The sequence below is a fragment of the Streptomyces sennicomposti genome (assembly GCF_019890635.1).
GTDB lineage: Bacteria > Actinomycetota > Actinomycetes > Streptomycetales > Streptomycetaceae > Streptomyces > Streptomyces sennicomposti.
Genome location: NZ_JAIOAB010000090.1, coordinates 1 through 18,488, shown reverse-complemented (window position 1 = coordinate 18,488; position 18,488 = coordinate 1). Strand labels below are relative to the sequence as shown.

Here is an 18,488-nt window from a genome sequence, read left to right as displayed (position 1 = left end):
GGGGGGCCCCCCCCTCTCCCCCCCGGGCCCCCCCCGCCGTTTTCGGACTCACATCCCTCGGGGCCCCGCCGTTCGGCGGGCTCGCGTCCCTCAGGTCGTCGACCGTCGCCTGCGCGCCCCCGGCCTCCGCTCGCTCGGGCGGGTGACCGGGTCGCCGGCCTCCAGGGCGGCGGCGCGGCGGCGCAGGCCGAAGTCGGCCAGGGCTTCGGCGAGCTTGTGGACCGACGGCTCGGGGGCCATCACGTCCACCCGCAGGCCGTGTTCCTCCGCCGTCTTGGCGGTGGCCGGGCCGATGCAGGCGATCACCGTCACGTTGTGCGGCTTGCCCGCGATGCCGACCAGGTTGCGGACCGTGGAGGACGAGGTGAAGAGCACGGCGTCGAAGCCGCCGCCCTTGATCGCCTCGCGGGTCTCCGCCGGGGGCGGCGAGGCGCGCACGGTGCGGTAGGCCGTGACGTCGTCCACCTCCCAGCCCAGCTCGATCAGACCGGCGACCAACGTCTCCGTGGCGATGTCGGCGCGCGGCAGGAAGACGCGGTCGATCGGGTCGAAGACCGGGTCGTAGGGCGGCCAGTCCTCCAGCAGACCGGCGGCCGACTGCTCGCCGCTCGGCACCAGGTCCGGCTTCACGCCGAAGGCGATCAGCGCCTTGGCGGTCTGCTCGCCCACCGCCGCGACCTTGATGCCCGCGAAGGCGCGGGCGTCCAGGCCGTACTCCTCGAACTTCTCGCGGACCGCCTTGACCGCGTTGACCGAGGTGAAGGCGATCCACTCGTAGCGGCCGGTGACCAGGCCCTTGACCGCGCGCTCCATCTGCTGGGGCGTGCGCGGCGGCTCCACGGCGATGGTCGGCACCTCGTGCGGCACCGCGCCGTAGGAGCGCAGCTGGTCGGAGAGGGAGGCGGCCTGCTCCTTGGTGCGCGGCACGAGGACCTTCCAGCCGAACAGCGGCTTGGACTCGAACCACGACAGCTGGTCGCGCTGCGCGGCGGCGCTGCGCTCGCCGACGACGGCTATCACCGGCCGGCCGCCGTCCGGGGACGGCAGCACCTTGGCCTGCTTCAGCGTCTGGGCGACCGTCCCGAGGGTGGCGGTCCAGGTGCGCTGGCGGGTGGTGGTGCCGGCGACGGTGACCGTCATCGGGGTGTCCGGCTTGCGGCCGGCGGAGACCAGTTCACCGGCGGCGGCGGCCACCGCGTCCAGCGTCGTGGAGACCACGACGGTGCCGTCGGAGGCGCCGACCTCGGTCCAGCAGCGGCCCGAGGCGGTGCGGGCGTCGACGAACCGTACGTCGGTGCCCTCCGCGTCGCGCAGCGGCACACCGGCGTACGCGGGCACGCCGACGGCGCTGGCGATGCCGGGCACCACCTCGAAGGGGACCCCGGCGGCGGCGCACGCGAGCATCTCGGCGGCGGCGTCCGTGTCGAGCCCGGGGTCGCCGGTCACCGCACGGACGACCCGCCTGCCGCCGCGCGCGGCCTCCATGACAAGATGTGCGGCATCCCGTACCGCGGGCGCCCCAACGGTTGCTGACGTGCCGTCAACGACCGTCAGCTGGGGTGTGCCCGTGCCCGGAACAGGGTTCTGCGCCGGGTCCGGGTCCGTGTGCACGACGGTGACGCCCGCTCGGGCGTGCGTGCGTACGACGTCGAGCACCTCGTGCTCGGCGACGAGGACGTCCGCGTTCGCCAGCGCCTCCACGGCGCGCAGTGTCAGCAGTCCCGGATCTCCGGGTCCGGCACCCAGGAAGGTGACGTGCCCGTGTTCCGGACCGGCGGGAAGGGTGGTGGGGCTCAAAGTGCTCGCTCCCCCATCAGACCGGCCGCGCCCCGGGCGAGCATCTCGGTGGCGAGTTCGCGACCGAGCGCCATCGCATCGTCGTGCGTCCGGGGTACGGGACCGGTGGTGGACAACTGCACCAGCGTCGAGCCGTCGGTCGTGCCGACGACGCCGCGCAGGCGCATTTCCTTGACAATCTGCCGGTCGGCCTGGGGTTCCGCCCGCTCCAGCGGTGCCGAGAGCGGGGGAAGGTCGGCCAACGCGCCCACGGGGGCGCTGCAGCCGGCCTCCAGGGCGGCGAGCAGGGACCGCTCGGCCGTCACGGCGGCCCGCGTGTGCGGGTCGTCGAGTTCGGCGAGCGCCGCGATGAGGTCCGCGCGGTCCGCGGCGCACTCGATCGCCAGGGCCCCCTGGCCGGGGGCGGGCAAAACGGTGTCGACCGACAGGAAGTCGGTCACTTCGTCGCCGCGGCCGATCCGGTTGAGACCGGCGGCGGCCAGGACGACGGCGTCGAGTTCGCCGCCGTGCACGAAGCCGATGCGGGTGTCGACGTTGCCCCGGATCGGGACGGTCTCGATGTCCAGGCCGTGGGCGCGGGCGTACGCGTTCAGCTGCGCCATGCGGCGCGGCGAGCCGGTGCCGACGCGCGCCCCGCGGGGCAGGTCGGCGAACTTGAGCGCGTCCCGGGCGACCAGTACGTCACGCGGGTCCTCGCGCTCGGGTATGGCGGCCAGGACCAGTTCCGCGGGCTGTGCCGTGGGGAGGTCCTTGAGCGAGTGAACCGCGAAGTCCACCTCGCCCCGCGCCAGCGCCTCGCGCAGCGCCGCGACGAACACGCCGGTGCCGCCGATCTGTGCCAGGTGTTCGCGGGAGGTGTCGCCGTAGGTGGTGATCTCGACGAGCTCGACGGGCCGTCCGGTCACCTGGCTCACGGCGTCGGCCACCTGCCCGGACTGGGCCATGGCGAGCTTGCTCCGCCTGGTCCCCAGCCTCAGTGCCTTCTCACTCATGCTGGCCCTCGGTTCTTGCCGTTCTGGTCGAAGTCGTCGGTGTGGTCGGCGCCGGCGGCGCCGGCGCCGAGCCGGGAGACGGAGGCCACCGTCTCCGGGTCCAGGTCGAACAGGGTGCGCAGCGCGTCCGCGTACCCGGCGCCGCCGGGCTCGGCCGCGAGCTGCTTGACCCGGACGGTCGGCGCGTGCAGCAGCTTGTCCACCACCCGGCGCACGGTCTGGGTGATCTCCGCGCGGTGCTTGTCGTCGAGGCCGGGCAGCCGCCCTTCCAGGCGGGCGATCTCGCTGCTGACGACGTCGGCGGCCATGGTGCGCAGGGCGACCACGGTGGGCGTGATGTGCGCCGCCCGCTGGGCCGCGCCGAAGGCGGCGACCTCGTCGGCGACGATCCGGCGGACCTGGTCCACGTCGGAGGCCATCGGCGCGTCCGCGGACGCCCCGGCCAGCGACTCGATGTCCACCAGGCGCGCCCCGGCCAGCCGGTGCACGGCCGCGTCCACGTCCCGCGGCATGGCCAGGTCGAGGACGAACAGGACCGGCTCGGGGCGCGGTGCGACGGGCACCGGCTCCGGCTTGCGGCGCTCGGGGATGCGGCCGACGGTGGCGGCGGTCGCGGCGAGCGCGGTGATCAGTTCCGCGTCGGCCTCGACCCCGCGCCCGGCGGCGTCCCGGCGGTCCACGGAGCCGCCGTTGTCGACCCAGGTGCCGTGCTGCTCCAGCGTGGCGGCGTCGATGCCGGCGACCGCGGACTCCCCGAGCAGCGAGAAGCCGCTCTCCGCGGTGGCCAGGTCGAGCGGGCAGCCGTCCTCGCCGGCGGCGGGCGGCAGCGGCGTCTCGCGTACGTCGCCACGCGCGGCCTTCGCCTGCGGGCCGGCCTGGGCGCCGGCCTGGGCACGGCCGTCCTCCCCGGCCTCCGCGGCGGGCTCGGTGACGGCGGCGGGCGCGCCGGTGCGGCCCTCCAGGGCGGCGGCGATCGTCTCGGCGGTCAGCACGAGGCCGGTCGCGCCGGTGCAGGAGACGGCGATGTCTGCACGTGTCAGCTCGGCCGGCACCGCGTCCATCGGTACCGCGCGGGCCAGCACGTGCGTGTCGTCGCCCTCGGTGAGGATCTGGGCCAGCCGCTCGGCGCGCTCGGCGGTGCGGTTGGCGATGACGATCTCGCCGACCCCGGCGCGCGCCAGCGTGGCCGCGGCCAGCGACGACATCGAACCGGCGCCGATGACCAGGGCCTTCTTGCCGTGCGCCCATTCCTGCACATCGGCGCCCTGGGACAGCTGCTCAAGGCCGAAGGTGACCAGGGACTGTCCGGCGCGGTCGATGCCGGTCTCGGAGTGGGCGCGCTTGCCGACCCTCAGGCCCTGCTGGAACAGGTCGTTCAGCAGCCGGCCGGCGGTGTGCAGTTCCTGGGCGCGGGCCAGGGAGTCCTTTATCTGGCCGAGGATCTGCCCCTCGCCGACCACCATCGAGTCCAGGCCGCAGGCCACCGAGAACAGGTGGTGGACGGCGCGGTCCTCGTAGTGCACGTAGAGATAGGGAGTCAGCTCTTCCAGGCCGACGCCGCTGTGCTGGGCGAGCAGCGTGGACAGCTCGGCGACACCGGCGTGGAACTTGTCCACGTCGGCGTACAGCTCGATGCGGTTGCAGGTGGCCAGGACGGCGGCCTCGGTGGCGGGCTCGGCGGCCACGGTGTCCTGGAGCAGCTTGATCCGGTCGTCCTCGTTCAGCGAGGCGCGTTCCAGGACGCTGACCGGGGCGCTGCGGTGGCTCAGTCCGACGACGAGGAGGCTCATGCCGGCATCACGGCGGGGGCGGCCCCGTCGGGTCCCTGGTCGGCGGACGCCTTGCGGGCGGCGGCGGAGCCGGCGGCGGGCAGCGCGCCGTCGGCGGCGGCCTCCTCGCCGGCCTTGCGCTGCTCGTGGAAGGCGAGGATCTGCAGCTCGATGGAGAGGTCGACCTTGCGCACGTCGACGCCCTCGGGGACGTTCAGCACGGTCGGCGCGAAGTTCAGGATGGAGGTCACCCCGGCGGCGACGAGCCGGTCGCAGACCTGCTGGGCGGCGCCCGCGGGGGTCGCGATCACGCCGATCGACACGCCGTTGTCCTGGATGATCCGCTCCAGGTCGTCGGTGTGCTGCACGGGGATGCCGGCGACGGGCTTGCCCGCCATCGCCGGGTCGGCGTCGATCAGGGCGGCGACGCGGAAGCCGCGGGAGGCGAAACCGCCGTAGTTGGCGAGGGCGGCGCCGAGGTTTCCGATACCGACGATCACAACCGGCCAGTCCTGGGTCAGCCCCAGCTCGCGGGAGATCTGGTAGACGAGATACTCGACGTCGTAGCCCACGCCCCGGGTCCCGTAGGAACCGAGGTAGGAGAAGTCCTTGCGCAGTTTGGCGGAGTTGACTCCCGCCGCGGCGGCCAGCTCCTCGGAGGAGACCGTGGGCACCGAGCGCTCCGACAGTGCGGTCAGGGCTCGGAGGTACAGCGGAAGGCGGGCGACGGTGGCCTCGGGAATCCCTCGGCTACGGGTCGCCGGTCGGTGAGTTCGGCCAGTTGCCACGGTGCTCCTGCGGGTAGAGCGGGGCTTTTGGCGGTCATACGTCCCCAGACCGCCCCGTCGGAAGCAGGCTATGTCTTTGTGAACGCGTGCACAAAGATGGTGTCCGATTTGCCCGGCCAACGTGACCGGGGTCACGCGCCCCCGGCGCTCCGGCGCGGAACCGGCGCAGTCGCGACCGCGTTCCTTCTTTGTTGGGGGCAAAATCGCACACTCTCCTCTACGATCCCCGCCCCCGAGACCAAGTCGCCGTCGATCCTAAGCGAATTTCGGTCAGTTTGTACTCGCCGGTCAGTCTTGATCAGCGGCTACCGGCACGGCTGTGAGCCGCCCCACGGACACCGGACCGCCGCCCTGGCGTCGCCCGGGTGTCGTCCGGGTGTCACCCCGCCGCCGCCCGGCCGTCGTACGGCTGCCGTACGGCCGCCGCCCGACCAGGCGTTCGGCTGCCGTCCCACGGGTACCCGGCCGCCCTCCGGCTGCCGCCCGACCAAGCGCTCGGCTGCCGCCTGGCCGTCGTCCGGCTGCTGTATCGCCGTCGCCCCACGGCCACTCGGCCGTATCGCTGTGACGGTGAACACCCGGTGGCCGCCCGGCCCCGGCCGGCCGCCGTCAGCCGTCAGCCGTCAGCCGTCAGCCGGTGAGCGCCTTGCGCAGCCGGTCCTCGTTCACCCGCCAGAAGGTGTGCTGTTCGCCGTCGATCAGCACGACGGGGATCTGCTCCCAGTACCGGTCGTACAGCTCCCGGTCCTCGCCGATGTCCTTCTGCTCCCAGCGCGCACCGACCTCGGCGCACACCTTCTCGACCACGGCCTGCGCGTCGTCGCACAGATGGCAGCCGGGCTTGCGGACGAGGGTGACGAGCCGGTCCGCGGGCGCGGCCGGCTTACGACGAAACAACGGACTCATACCCGCCATTCTCACCCGCCCCGCCGGACCCCCGCGGCCGCACGGCGCCGCGCCCCCGCACGCCCCCGGGCCCGCCTCACCGCGCCCCCGCCCGGCGACTCGTCGCCCGGAGTTCACGGGGTTCGCACCTCGCGGCTCCGGAAGCGCCGAACGGACTGGCTATGCTCACGCCATGGCCGCTCTCGGATGGCTCACCCCCCGTAGGCGCTCCGCCACGGCGCGGAGCGTGTTGGCAGGCGAGGCCTCGGCGGAGGCCGCGCGCAAGTCCTCGCAGGAGACCGCGCCTCCGCCCCCGCAGGAGGCCGAGTTCCCGGTGCACGGCGACGTCAGCGCCGCCGCCTTCTTCGACCTCGACAACACCGTCATGCAGGGCGCCGCCCTGTTCCACTTCGGCCGGGGCCTGTACAAGCGGAAGTTCTTCGAGACCCGCGACCTGGCCCGGTTCGCCTGGCAGCAGGCCTGGTTCCGGCTGGCCGGGGTCGAGGACCCCGAGCACATGCAGGACGTCCGCGACTCGGCGCTGTCCATCGTCAAGGGCCACCGCGTCTCCGAGCTGAAGTCGATCGGCGAGGAGATCTACGACGAGTACATGGCCGAGCGGATCTGGCCGGGCACCCGGGCGCTGGCCCAGGCCCACCTCGACGCCGGTCAGAAGGTGTGGCTCGTCACCGCCGCGCCCGTCGAGATCGCCCAGGTCATCGCCCGCCGCCTCGGTCTGACCGGCGCCCTCGGCACGGTCGCCGAGTCCGTCGCCGGCGTCTACACCGGCCGCCTCGTCGGCGAACCGCTGCACGGCCCCGCCAAGGCGGAGGCGGTGCGCGCCCTGGCCGCCGCCGAGGGCCTGGACCTGTCCCGGTGCGCCGCCTACAGCGACTCGCACAACGACATCCCCATGCTGTCGCTGGTCGGCCACCCCTACGCCATCAACCCGGACGCCAAGCTGCGCCGGCACGCCCGCGAGATGGACTGGCGGCTGCGCGACTACCGCACCGGCCGCAAGGCCGCGAAGGTCGGCATCCCGGCGGCGGCCGGCGTCGGCGCGGTCGCCGGCGGCACCGCGGCGGCCATCGCCCTGCACCGCCGCCGCCGCTGACCGCCCGTCGCCTCCCGCGCCCGCCCGGACACCACCTCGCGCCACCGCGCCGCCCGCCTCTTACGGCCGCCCGGCGCGGGCCCGCGCCGCCCTGACGCGGCGCCCCATGACCGTTCGTGCGCCACTGCGGTCACCGCCGTGTCGCCGCGCCGGATTCCGGTCGAACGGGCGAACGCACCCGGCCGCCGCCCTGGCCATACCCCTTGGCGGTACACCGCCACAACCCGTCCGCGACTTATACCGAAGCCGAACCGAATCGATCGGCAAACGGTCACTCTCCGGCACCTGATCGGGCGTCAACCGGTTACGGAAGCGACGTAATCGATGATTTGAGCAACTCGGTGTAGCAGCCCCTGCACGAAGCGTTATTCTCCTCAGACGCAAACCGATATCTCTCCGTCGCTACGACGGGTGAACGGTTCCGCACTGCACGTGATGGAAGCTCTGCCTCTGGGAGTCCCGTGTACCCACACGTCGGGGTTGACGCCTCGGGCCTGGCTACGCTCCGCGCTACGGTCCTGGAGCTGCTGCGCGGTCTTGTCCCCACCGCGTCCGCCGGTCCCGCCTTCGCCACCGCCGCGCCCGTAGGGCCGTGCTACGCGCTGGCCGACGGGCTGGAGCAGGGGCCCGCGCGCAGCGCCGTCGTCGAGGGGCGGCGCACCGCCGACGGCCGGGCGGGCGGCCGGCGCGGGCGCACGGCCGCGACGGGCGCCGCCGTCCGGCGGCCGGCCGCCGACAGCGACAGCGCCCGGATGATGGAGCTGGTCGAGCGCGCCCAGGCCGGCGAGGCCGAGGCCTTCGGCCGCCTCTACGACCAGTACAGCGACACCGTGTACCGGTACGTCTACTACCGCGTCGGCGGCAAGGCGACCGCCGAGGACCTGACCAGCGAGACCTTTCTGCGGGCGCTGCGCCGCATCGGCACGTTCACCTGGCAGGGCCGCGACTTCGGCGCCTGGCTGGTGACCATCGCCCGCAACCTCGTCGCCGACCACTTCAAGTCCAGCCGGTTCCGGCTCGAGGTCACCACCGGCGAAATGCTCGACGCCAACGAGGTCGAGCGCTCCCCGGAGGACTCCGTCCTGGAGTCCCTGTCCAACGCCGCCCTGCTGGACGCCGTGCGCCGGCTCAACCCTCAGCAGCAGGAGTGCGTCACGCTCCGCTTCCTCCAGGGTCTCTCGGTCGCCGAGACCGCCCGGGTGATGGGCAAGAACGAGGGCGCGATCAAGACCCTCCAGTACCGCGCCGTGCGCACCCTCGCCCGGCTTTTGCCGGAGGACGCCCGCTGACCGTCCCGGCCGGCCGACCGCCAACTCGCCCTTTCCAGGGGTACGTTGACTTCTCGATCCGATCCCCGGACATCCGTAACCGAAGTGCCGAGCCGCTCGTTGTGCGGGATAGAGGCTCCCTGCGGTCACGCCTTGGCCCACGCTGATCACTCGTCCGGGTGGCGGCGGTCGCGAGCGTGCAACCCTCAGGACCCCTGGGGAGTCGACCGTCATGACGAGAGGAGGTGCCGCCAGTGATCGCGAACGTATCGGCGCACCGGCGGGCGAACGCCTTCGCCCAGGCCCTGGAGGAGTCATCCGACCGGGGCGCGGCGGCCGAGCGGTCCGAAGGACCCGCTCCGGAGCCGGCAGCGGCGGACCCGACCGAACAGGACCGGCTGCTGGCCGTCGCCACCGGTCTCGGCGCGCTGCCCCGGCCCGGGCTGGACCCCGAGGTCAAGGTCGCCCAGCGGGCCCAACTGGTGGCCGCGATGGAGGCCATGCTCCAGGAGGGCACCGCCGCGGGCGAGGCGAGGGAGCTTTCCGCGCTGCCCGGGCAGCGTTCGCACCGGGCCCACGGCGCCCACCGGGCGAGCGGCCTGGGGAAACTGCGGCCGCGCAGTCGGCTGGCGAAGGGCCTGGCCGCGGGCGGGCTCAGCGTGGGAGTGGCCGCGGGCGCGTTCGGCGGCGTGGCCGCCGCCAGCTCCGACGCCCTCCCCGGTGACTCGCTGTACGGCCTCAAGCGCGGCATCGAGGACTTCAAGCTCACCTATCTGACCGACGGCGCCGACGAGCAGGGCCAGGCCTATCTGGACCTGGCCGGCACCCGGCTCGGCGAGGCCCGCCGGCTGATGGAGCGCGACCGCGCCGGGCACCTCGACCACGAGGACCTCGCCGAGATCCGCCGCACCCTGTCCGGGATGAAGCACGACGCGACCGAGGGCCACCGCCTGCTGCACGAGGCGTACGAGCGCGACCCCGACTCCCTCGGCCCCATCCGCGCCCTCTCCGCCTTCTCCCGCTCGCACCGGGAGGCCTGGGGCGCCCTGCGGGAGCGGCTGCCGGTGCAGCTCGGCGACGTGGGCGACGAGGTGTCGTCGGTGTTCGACGCCATAGACGAAGAGGTCGCCCCGCTCCAGTCGCTGCTGCCCGAGCCCCCGGCCGGCGGCGACGGCAAGCGGCAGGGCGCCGGGCCGAGCGCCTCCGCGCACACCACCCACCCCGGGCGTACGGCCACGCCCAGCACCGGCGGCGGTACGCCGTCCGGCGGCCACGAGTCCGGCAGCGGCACCCCGAGCGCCTCGGCCGGCTCCGGCAGCCAGAACGGCGAGGGCCTGATCGGCGGCGCGGCCGGCGGCCTGCTCGACCCGCCGGGGCCCAGCAGCAGCGCCTCGCCGTCCGCCGGCAAGACGCCCGGCGCCGGCCCGGACGTCACGATCCCGCCCCTCCTCCCGGGCCTGCTGCCCGGCCTCGGCATCGAGGGCGAGGACGCGAAGTAGCGACAGCGGTACGGCGCTGGGGGCGCCCTCGTCCACCGAGGGCGCCCCCAGCGCCGTATGCGTACCCGGGCGAAGAAGACCGGCCGGCGGAAACCCGGCCAGGAGAGGCCCGGCCGGCAGAAGTCCGGTCAGAAGAAGACCGACCTCCGCTGGACCAGCAGCTTGTACAGCGTGTGCTGGATCTGCTCGCGGACCTGGTCGGTGAGGTTGAACATCAGCATCGGGTCCTCCGCCGCCTCCGGCGGGTAGCCGTCCGTCGGGATCGGCTCGCCGAACTGGATCGTCCACTTCGTCGGCAGCGGGACCAGGCCCAGCGGACCGAGCCACGGGAAGGTCGGCGTCAGCGGGAAGTACGGGAACCCGAGCAGCCGCGCCAGGGTCTTGGCGTTGCCGATCATCGGGTAGATCTCCTCCGCGCCGACGATTGAGCACGGCACGATCGGCACGCCCTGGCGCAGCGCGGTGGAGACGAAACCGCCCCTGCCGAAACGTTGCAGCTTGTAGCGCTCGCCGAACGGCTTGCCGATGCCCTTGAAGCCCTCCGGCATCACCCCGACCAGCTCGCCCTGCCCCAGCAGCCGTTCGGCGTCCTCCGCGCAGGCCAGGGTGTGGCCGAGCTTGCGGGCCAGCTCGTTGACCACCGGCAGCACGAACACCAGGTCCGCCGCGAGGAGGCGCAGATGACGCCCCGCCGGATGGTGGTCGTGGACGGCGACCTGCATCATCAGGCCGTCCAGCGGCAGCGTCCCCGAGTGGTTGGCGACGATCAGCGCGCCGCCCTCCTTCGGGATGTTCTCGACGCCCTTGACCTCCACCCGGAAGTATTTCTCGTACACCGGGCGCAGCAGGGACATCAGGACCTGGTCGGTCAGTTCGGCGTCGTAGCCGAAGTCGTCGACGTCGTAGTCGCCGGTGACGCGGCGGCGCAGGAACGACAGGCCGCTCGCGATGCGCCGTTCGAGACCGGCCGCCAGGCCCTCGGCGGCGCCGTCGCCCTCGCGGGGCGTCTCGGGCTCCTGCGGCCGGTCCTCGGGGCTCTCGCCGCCGGTCACCGGTCCCTCCTCCCGTGCCGCGGCCAGGGCCTGGAGCGGCTGCACCTCGCCGGCCGCGGCGGACTCGCCGCCGGGACCGCCGGGGCGGCGGCCGGGCGTGCCGCGGCGGCGGGAGGGCCGCTGGCCCGCGCCGGAGCGGGACCGGTCGTCGTCGAACGGAATGACCTTGGCGTCCGCCATCGTTGCCGCTCTCCTCAGTTGGCGCTCTGCGTCGGAAGGTGGCCGCCGGCCCGCTGGGACACGGCGGCGATCCGGTCGACGGCCCCTGCCAGGGCCTCTGGCGGCAGCAGTCCCGGGCCACGGCTGCGGGCGAAGTCCGCGAAGGTCTCCGCGGTGGTGTACCGGGGCTCGAAGCCGAGCGTTTCGCGCATCTCGTCCGTGGCCACGACCCGGCCGTGGGTGAGCAGCCGGATCTGCTCGGGTGAGAAGTCCGTCATCCCCAGCGTACGCACCAGCGAGCCCGCCCAGGTGACCGCGGGCAGCAGCAGCGGCACGGTGGGGCGGCCGAGCCGCCGGGCGCACTGGGACAGCAGCAGCACCCCGTCCCCGGCGATGTTGAACGTGCCGCTGTTGAGCGTGCCGCGCCGGGCCTCGTGCGAGGCGATCCGCAGCACCTCGATCACGTCGTCCTCGTGGGCGAACTGGAGCCGCGGGTCGTAGCCGAACACCGTCGGCAGGACCGGCAGCGCGAAGTAGGAGGCGAGCGGGGTGTCCGCGGTGGGGCCGAGGATGTTGGCGAATCTCAGCACGCACACGGCCACGTCCGGGCGCCGCCGCGCGAAGCCCCGCACATAGCCCTCGACCTCGACGGCGTCCTTGGCGAAGCCGCCGCTGGGGAGGGACTTGGCGGGGGTGGTCTCGGTGAACACCGCCGGGTCGCGGGGCGCGGAGCCGTAGACGTTGGTGGAGGACTTCACCACCAGCCGGCGCACGCTGGGCGACTTCTGGCAGGCGCCGAGCAGCTGCATGGTGCCGATGACGTTGGTCTCCTTGACCGTGGCCCGGCTGCCGCCGCCCAGGGCGGTGCCGGTCACGTCCATGTGGACGACCGTGTCGGCGCCCGTCTCGGCGAGGACCCGCGCGATGGTGGGCTGGCGGATGTCCGCCTGGACGAAGTCCGCGCCGCCGAGATGGTGCTCGGGCGGGACCACGTCCACGGCGACGACCCGGTCCACCTGCGGATCACGCTGGACCCGCCGGACGAACCGGCCGGCCAGCCGGCGGGCCGCTCCGGTCACGAGCACGACCTGTCCCACGATCAGCGCCTTCCTTCCAGCGACTGGTTCCGGCAGCCGGCACCGGTGTCCGGGCTCCGGCGCCGCTTCCCGGTACGGGGACCGCGGCACGGTCCCGGCTCCCGGTCGCGGCACCCGGATGTCGGCGTCCCGTCACTGTCGCGTTCCCCGACTGCCGCCAACCTACCGGTTCCATGTTGCGCTGTGATGGCCGCCGACTGCGGGAGGTGACGGCCATGGCACGGCCGGAAAAAGGCGCAGCCCCTCACCGGATGCGGTGAGGGGCTGCGGACACGCTCTCGCGATGTCGCGCACTATGACGTGGCGACCGGCGTCACTACTTCTTGTTGCGACGCTGGACGCGGGTGCGCTTCAGCAGCTTGCGGTGCTTCTTCTTGGCCATCCGCTTGCGCCGCTTCTTGATAACAGAGCCCACGACTACCCTCGCTCACTTCTCATCACTCGGTGTTTGGGCGCCATGGGCCCACACGACCTACGAGGGGCTAGCCTACCCGCCCGAGTGCTGAGGCCGTTAATCGAGGCGCCCGGAGGGGCCCGGCACCGCCCTGTACAGGGCATACGGCCCGGTGCGGACCCCGCCGGCCGTCGTCGGGGCGATCGTCAGGCGGTTTCCACCCCCACATAGCTCTCGCGAAGGTAATCGTGAACCGCTTGCTCCGGGACGCGGAAGGACCGCCCCACCCGGATCGCGGGCAGATGACCGCTGTGCACCAGGCGGTACACGGTCATCTTCGACACTCGCATGACCGAGGCGACTTCCGCCACGGTGAGGAACTGGACCTCGTTGAGAGGCCTCTCGCCAGCTGCAGCCATGACACACCTGCACCTTCCGCACTCGACGGCCACCGGCTTCCCCTTCCGGTGACTCTTCGTCGCTGCGTGCTCACTCCCCAATGTAGGGGCGGGTGATGCGAGTGGGGAAGAGGTGCACCCATCGGCGGCCTACTGTGACAGACACGCTCGATTGAGTACGTAGCGGATGAGCGGGCGGTAGTAGGCGGACCGTACGGCGTCGTCGAGCGGGACGACGACGGACACGCGCCCCTCCGCCTGCCCCACGAACAGCGCGGGGTCGTCCGTGTCGGCCGGCCCCATCGCGTCGAACCCCAGCTGACCTGCTCCGCAGACCCAGCCGTGGTCCCCGATCACCACCTCCGGAAGCGGCCCGCCGGCGTCCGCCGCCGCGTCGAGGGCGAGCCGGACCGGCAGCGGGGAGTGCGTGTGCGCGCCCGGCTCACAACCGGTGCGTTCGGGGCCCGAGGGGCGTACCAGACCGACGCCCCGTACGTACTCCAGGCGGTGCGTGCGTAGACCGAACCGGGTCAATATGTCGACAGAGCGACCCTGCGCCGGGGTGAGGACGGCACATCCCGCCGCCGACAGGGCGGCCGCCAACTCGGCGTAGAAACCCAGCAGTCGATGCGGGTGCCCGGTGCCCAGGAGGACGGGCGCGGCCCTCCGGGCGATCTCCCGGATCCGGTCGGCGAAGGCGTCCAGCGCCGCCAGGGTCAGGTCCGGGTCAATCACATCATGGCCGAAGGTGTGCTCCGGGTCGGCCGAAACGCCGCACTTCTCAGCCATCAGTTCGATCAGATCCGGCTGGCGCCACTCCCGTTCCGGATCGATCCCGAGCAGGGCGCGGGGGTCCCGGGCCGCGAACAGCCGGTAGCTGCGCAGGCTCGCCTCCCGGGTGGTGGCCACGGGCCCGGCCAGCCGGGCGGCGAGGAGGTGGTCGCGCAGACGGTCGCGCGAGGGGCCGCACGGGGCGGTGGTGGTCGGCACGGGTGCGATGCTGACGGACGGCCCGCGCGGCCGGGGCGGGAACGGGCGAACACCCCACGGTCGGCGTAAGGGAGGATGACAGCGGGACACGCGGAGCCCCCTTCACGGACGGCACCCGCCCGGCGCGCATCGCGGACGGCGGGCCCCGCGCTTCACGGACCGACACGCCCCGCCGCTCGCGGACCGCGCGCCCCGCGACCGCTACGGCAGCAGGCCCCGCAGCGGGAACGCGGCCTTGCGGGTCGCCAGGATCGCCTGGTCCAGGCGGTCGGCCGGGTCGTACCCCGCCTCCCACTCGGCGAACGCCACCGGCCAGCGCCCGTCCGTCATCCGCATCGGCCCCAACTGCCGGGTCCGCGCGTACACTTCCTGCCGCCAGCTCTCCGGGATCACCGTCTCCGGCTCCACCGGCCGGTCCGCCGCGATCCCCACCAGATGCGTCCAGGACCGCGGCACGACCTCCACCACCGCGTAGCCGCCCCCGCCGAGCGCCACCCACCGGCCCCCGGCGTGCTCGTGCGCCAGCTCGTGGCAGGCGACCTGCACCGCCCGCTGCGCGTCCAGCGACACCGCCAGATGCGCCAGCGGGTCCTCGAAGTGCGTGTCGGCGCCGTGCTGCGACACCAGCACCTGCGGCCGGAAGTCCGCGAGCAGTTCCGGCACCACCGCGTGGAACGCCCGCAGCCAGCCCGCGTCGCCGGTCCCGGCGGGCAGCGCGACGTTCACCGCGGAGCCCTCCGCCGACTCGGCGCCGGTCTCCCCCGGCCAGCCGGTCTGCGGGAACAGCGTCCTCGGGTGCTCGTGCAGGGAGATCGTCAGCACCCGCGGGTCCTCCCAGAACGCCGCCTGCACGCCGTCCCCGTGGTGCACGTCGACGTCGACGTACGCGACCCGCTCGGCGCCCAGTTCCAGGAGCCGGGCGATGGCAAGCGCCGCGTCGTTGTAGACGCAGAACCCGGACGCGGAGCCCGGCATCGCGTGGTGCAGCCCGCCGGTGAAGTTCACCGCGTGCAGCGCGTCCCCGCGCCACACCGCCTCCGCCGCGCCCACCGACTGGCCCGCGATCAGCGCGGAGACCTCGTGCATCCCGGCGAAGGCGGGATCGTCCACGGTCCCGAGCCCGTACGACCCGTCCGCCGACCCCGGATCGGCCGAGGCGGCCTTCACCGCCTCGATGTAGTCCTCGCGGTGCACCAGCCGCAGCGTCGACTCGCCGGCCGGCCGGGCCGCGACCAGCGGCACCTCGCGGTCGAGCCCGAGGGCGCCGACCAGTTTGCGGGTCAGGGCGAGCCGGACCGGGTCCATCGGATGGTCCGGGCCGAAGTCATACCCCGTTACCGCTTCGTCCCACATCAGCTGTGCGCGGCCGCTCATGCCCGCCACCGTATCGGTCCTCGCCCGGCGCGAACGACCTGGCGTACCCCAACGTCACCAGCACCAGCACCATCGGCACCAGCATCGCCCCGCGGTAGCTCCACGCGTCGCCGAGCGCCCCGACGAGCGGCGAGCCGACCAGGAAACCGACGTAGTTGAAGATGTTCAGCCGCGCGATCGCCGCGTCGGAGGAACCGGGGAACAACCGGCCCGCCGCCGCGAAGGTCTGCGGCACCAGCACGCACAGCCCGAGCCCCAGCAGGGTGAAGCCGAGCATGCCCACCCAGGGTCCCGGCGCCCCCGCCACCACCGCGAACCCGAGCGCCGCCACCAGCGAGCCCAGCCGCACGACCGTCGCCGCCCCGAACCGCCGCACCCCCACGTCCCCGATGGCCCGCCCCAGCAGCGTGGTGACCATGTAGACGTTGTACGGCACCGTCGCGAGCTGCTCGGAGCTGCCCAGCGTGTCCTGGAGGTACTTGGCGCTCCAGTTGGAGACGGTCGAGTCGCCGATGTACGCGAAGGTCATCACCAGGCAGAGCGGCAGCAGCGCCTTGAAGACCACGGAACCGGCCCCGGCCACGCCCCCGCTCGCCTCCGCCGCCTTCTCCGGGCCGTCCGCGTCGACGTACCACCGGCTGCCGATCAGCACCGCCGGCAGCAGCACCGCCACCACCGGAAGGTACGACACCCACAGCGCCAGGTGCCAGTGCGCCCCCGCCCAGGCCAGCGACGCCCCGACGATGCCGCCGAGGCTGTAGGCGGCGTGGAAGCTGAGCATGATGCTGCGGCCGTAGGAGCGCTGGAGGCTCACGCCGAGCATGTTCATCGACGCGTCCAGCGCGCCCACCGCCAGCCCGAACACGCCGAGCGCGACCGCGACGGCGGCGATCCCGTGCCCGGCGCCCACCGCGAGCAGGGCCAGCATGGCCAGCGGCTGCGACCAGCGCAGCACCCGGCTGGGGCGGACGCGCCGCACCAGGCGCTCGGTCGTGACGCTGCCGACGCCGGCCAGGATCGGCACGGCGGCCAGGAAGATCGGCAGCACGCTGTCGGACATGCCGTAGCGGTCCTGGATGGCGGGGATCCGCGTCACGAGCAGCGCGAAGGCGGCGCCCTGGGCGAAGAAGGAGAACGCCAGCGAGGCCCTACCGCGCCGCAGCACTTCAGTCATGGCGGCGAGCGTAGGGCCCCGGGCTACCTGTGGGTAGATCCGTAGAAGATGAATTTCCTTCAGCTTCCGGCGGGCCGGCTTCAGGCGGCGACGGCGGGGACGGCCTGCCGTGCCTGCCCGGCGGGGCCCGTGCCGGTGGGGACGACGGCGGTGGAGGCGACGGCGGTGGAGGCGGCCTCGGCGGGGGCGGACTCGGTGGGAGCGGACTCGGTGGGGCGGGGCGTCTCGGCCGTCTCGGCCTCGGCGGCCAGCATGTGCTCCATCGGCCCGGCGGCCAGTGCGCCGCTGACCAGGAACGCGACCGCCATGGCGGCCACCATGACGACCGTGCCGAGCCAGACCATCGTGTCCACCGGGACCGTGTACGCGCCCACGATCCGCGCCACGCACTCGGCCAGCAGCGCCAGCCCCCACACCAGGGAGAACACACGCTCCTTGCGCCGGAACGCCGCGGACCACGTCGAGTCGCCGGCCATCAGCCGCTGCCAGGCGGCCTCCTTGGCGGCGTCGCCCTTCACCAGGAAGGGCTTCATCCCCGCGGTCATCATCGGCCTGCCGAGCGCCACGGAGACCAGGATGCCGATCGCGACGGTGCTGCTGACGCCGCTGTCCTTGGCGAGCATCAGCCGCGGGTCGCCGGTGACGAAGCTCAGCAGCAGCGAGACGACGTTGACGACCAGGATCAGGCCGGCCAGGGCGTTGGTCCGCCGCTCCTTGACCAGGCTCCACACGGTCCGCGCCGCGGGCACCGCGCTGCTCCAGGCGAGGGCGGCGAAGGTGCTCATGCCGAGGCCGTCCCGGAAGACGTAGTACGAGCCGAGCGGCACCGCCACGTCGAGGATGAGCGGCCTGAGGTTGTCGAGCACGCTCGGCTGCTGCTGGTCGGCCCGGCCCTGGTTCCCCGTGTTCTTCGTCATGCCCTCAGCTTCGCCGCCGGGCGGGGTCCGCCGGTAGGAACGATCGTCCGGAGGTCGGCGTGACAAATGTCAGTGCCCCGCGGGTGGCCCGGGTCATGCCGACGACTGTCCCAGCAGGTCGGCCAACTGCCCCATGTCGGAGAAGAGTTGACCGGCGCCGGCGAGCCGGTGGGCGGGCGTCATGGCGGTGAACCCGTACACCTCCATGCCGGCCGCGAGGGCGGCCTGCACGCCGAGCGGGGAGTCCTCGATGACGAGGCACTTCTCGGGCGCGACACCCATCCGCTCGGCGGCGTACAGGAACAGGTCGGGCGCTGGCTTGCCCCGGCCGACGTCCTGGGAGCTGAAGATCCGGGCGTCGTCGAACCACCGGTCGAGCCCGGTCGTCCGGTGCCCCACGCGGATGCGCTCATGACTCCCGGACGAGGCCACGCAGTACGGCACGCCGTCGGCCGTCAGCTTCTCCAGGACCTCGGCGACGCCGGGCACCGGCTTCAGCTCCCGCTCGAACGCGGCGAAGACGCGGGCGTGGAACACAGCGTCGAAGTCCTCGGGAAGCCGCCGGCCGGAGCGCTCCAGGACCAGGTCGTGGACCCGGTGCATCGCCGCCCCCATGTAGTCGCGGAGGGAGTCCTCGTACGACGTGGGGTGCCCCAGCTCGGTGAGGTAGGCGGCCAGCAGCCGGTTGGAGATCGGCTCGCTGTCCACGAGGACACCGTCGTTGTCGAAGAGGATGAGGTCGTGACGCATACGGGAATCCTAAGTGGGCCCCGAAATGCAGAAAACCCCGCACCATACGGTGCGGGGTTTTCCCAAAAATT

Annotated in this window: 17 protein-coding genes; 3 read left to right on the top strand and 14 right to left on the bottom strand. The window is 73.2% G+C overall.

The window, feature by feature from the left end; all coding sequences use genetic code 11:
• Positions 1-90 precede the first annotated feature (90 nt).
• The 5 genes from K7787_RS30030 to K7787_RS30010 form a co-directional block, all read right to left on the bottom strand.
• Positions 91-1,797 carry a bifunctional uroporphyrinogen-III C-methyltransferase/uroporphyrinogen-III synthase gene (locus K7787_RS30030; RefSeq protein ID WP_009189944.1) on the bottom strand — a complete coding sequence of 569 codons (1,707 nt, stop codon included), beginning with the start codon at positions 1,795-1,797 and terminating at the stop codon, positions 91-93.
• Positions 1,794-2,789, bottom strand: coding sequence for a hydroxymethylbilane synthase (gene hemC / locus K7787_RS30025; RefSeq protein ID WP_223003567.1), 996 nt, complete (start codon positions 2,787-2,789; stop codon positions 1,794-1,796). Before hemC ends, K7787_RS30030 begins: the two co-directional genes overlap by 4 nt.
• Positions 2,786-4,579, bottom strand: a complete 1,794-nt coding sequence (locus K7787_RS30020) for a glutamyl-tRNA reductase (protein ID WP_223003566.1) — start codon at positions 4,577-4,579, stop codon at positions 2,786-2,788. Before K7787_RS30020 ends, hemC begins: the two co-directional genes overlap by 4 nt.
• Positions 4,576-5,346, bottom strand: coding sequence for a redox-sensing transcriptional repressor Rex (locus K7787_RS30015; protein ID WP_009189941.1), 771 nt, complete (start codon positions 5,344-5,346; stop codon positions 4,576-4,578). The genes K7787_RS30020 and K7787_RS30015 overlap by 4 nt, the downstream gene beginning before the upstream one ends.
• A 630-nt stretch (positions 5,347-5,976) precedes the next feature.
• Complete coding sequence (locus K7787_RS30010; RefSeq protein WP_027757892.1) at positions 5,977-6,252, bottom strand: glutaredoxin family protein; 276 nt, start codon at positions 6,250-6,252, stop codon at positions 5,977-5,979.
• Between the two features lie 172 nt (positions 6,253-6,424).
• On the opposite strand from K7787_RS30010, the gene K7787_RS30005 reads away from it, so the two are divergent.
• From K7787_RS30005 to K7787_RS29995, 3 genes are all read left to right on the top strand, one after another.
• Positions 6,425-7,345, top strand: coding sequence for an HAD family hydrolase (locus K7787_RS30005; protein ID WP_009189939.1), 921 nt, complete (start codon positions 6,425-6,427; stop codon positions 7,343-7,345).
• A 461-nt stretch (positions 7,346-7,806) separates the two neighbouring features.
• Complete coding sequence (locus tag K7787_RS30000; RefSeq protein ID WP_019981030.1) at positions 7,807-8,634, top strand: ECF subfamily RNA polymerase sigma factor, BldN family; 828 nt, start codon at positions 7,807-7,809, stop codon at positions 8,632-8,634.
• A 233-nt stretch (positions 8,635-8,867) separates the two neighbouring features.
• The gene (locus tag K7787_RS29995) at positions 8,868-10,112 is read left to right on the top strand and encodes a DUF5667 domain-containing protein (protein WP_223003565.1); all 1,245 of its coding nucleotides are present in this window, start codon (positions 8,868-8,870) and stop codon (positions 10,110-10,112) included.
• Between the two features lie 128 nt (positions 10,113-10,240).
• On the opposite strand, the gene K7787_RS29990 is transcribed toward K7787_RS29995, so the two are convergent.
• From K7787_RS29990 to K7787_RS29950, 9 genes are all read right to left on the bottom strand, one after another.
• Positions 10,241-11,344, bottom strand: a complete 1,104-nt coding sequence (locus K7787_RS29990) for a lysophospholipid acyltransferase family protein (protein WP_223003564.1) — start codon at positions 11,342-11,344, stop codon at positions 10,241-10,243.
• A gap of 14 nt (positions 11,345-11,358) precedes the next feature.
• Positions 11,359-12,420 carry an NAD-dependent epimerase/dehydratase family protein gene (locus K7787_RS29985; protein ID WP_043261134.1) on the bottom strand — a complete coding sequence of 354 codons (1,062 nt, stop codon included), beginning with the start codon at positions 12,418-12,420 and terminating at the stop codon, positions 11,359-11,361.
• 316 nt (positions 12,421-12,736) lie between these two features.
• Positions 12,737-12,835 (bottom strand): 30S ribosomal protein bS22, encoded by a 99-nt coding sequence (locus tag K7787_RS29980; RefSeq protein ID WP_003948845.1) that lies wholly within the window; start codon positions 12,833-12,835, stop codon positions 12,737-12,739.
• 185 nt (positions 12,836-13,020) lie between these two features.
• Entirely contained in the window at positions 13,021-13,233 is a 213-nt protein-coding gene (locus K7787_RS29975; RefSeq protein WP_019981034.1) for a helix-turn-helix domain-containing protein, read from the bottom strand.
• Positions 13,234-13,362: 129 nt separating this feature from the next.
• Positions 13,363-14,202, bottom strand: coding sequence for a phosphatase (locus tag K7787_RS29970; protein WP_308036498.1), 840 nt, complete (start codon positions 14,200-14,202; stop codon positions 13,363-13,365).
• A gap of 201 nt (positions 14,203-14,403) precedes the next feature.
• A complete protein-coding gene (locus K7787_RS29965) occupies positions 14,404-15,576 on the bottom strand; it encodes an acetoin utilization protein AcuC (RefSeq protein ID WP_043261132.1) in 1,173 nt (390 codons plus the stop codon).
• On the bottom strand, positions 15,527-16,789 hold the full coding sequence (locus K7787_RS29960; protein WP_331279966.1) for an MFS transporter: 1,263 nt from the start codon (positions 16,787-16,789) through the stop codon (positions 15,527-15,529). The genes K7787_RS29965 and K7787_RS29960 overlap by 50 nt, the downstream gene beginning before the upstream one ends.
• A gap of 41 nt (positions 16,790-16,830) precedes the next feature.
• Positions 16,831-17,667, bottom strand: coding sequence for a VC0807 family protein (locus tag K7787_RS29955; protein ID WP_223003563.1), 837 nt, complete (start codon positions 17,665-17,667; stop codon positions 16,831-16,833).
• A gap of 93 nt (positions 17,668-17,760) precedes the next feature.
• Entirely contained in the window at positions 17,761-18,417 is a 657-nt protein-coding gene (locus tag K7787_RS29950) for an HAD family hydrolase (RefSeq protein ID WP_223003562.1), read from the bottom strand.
• Positions 18,418-18,488: the final 71 nt, after the last annotated feature.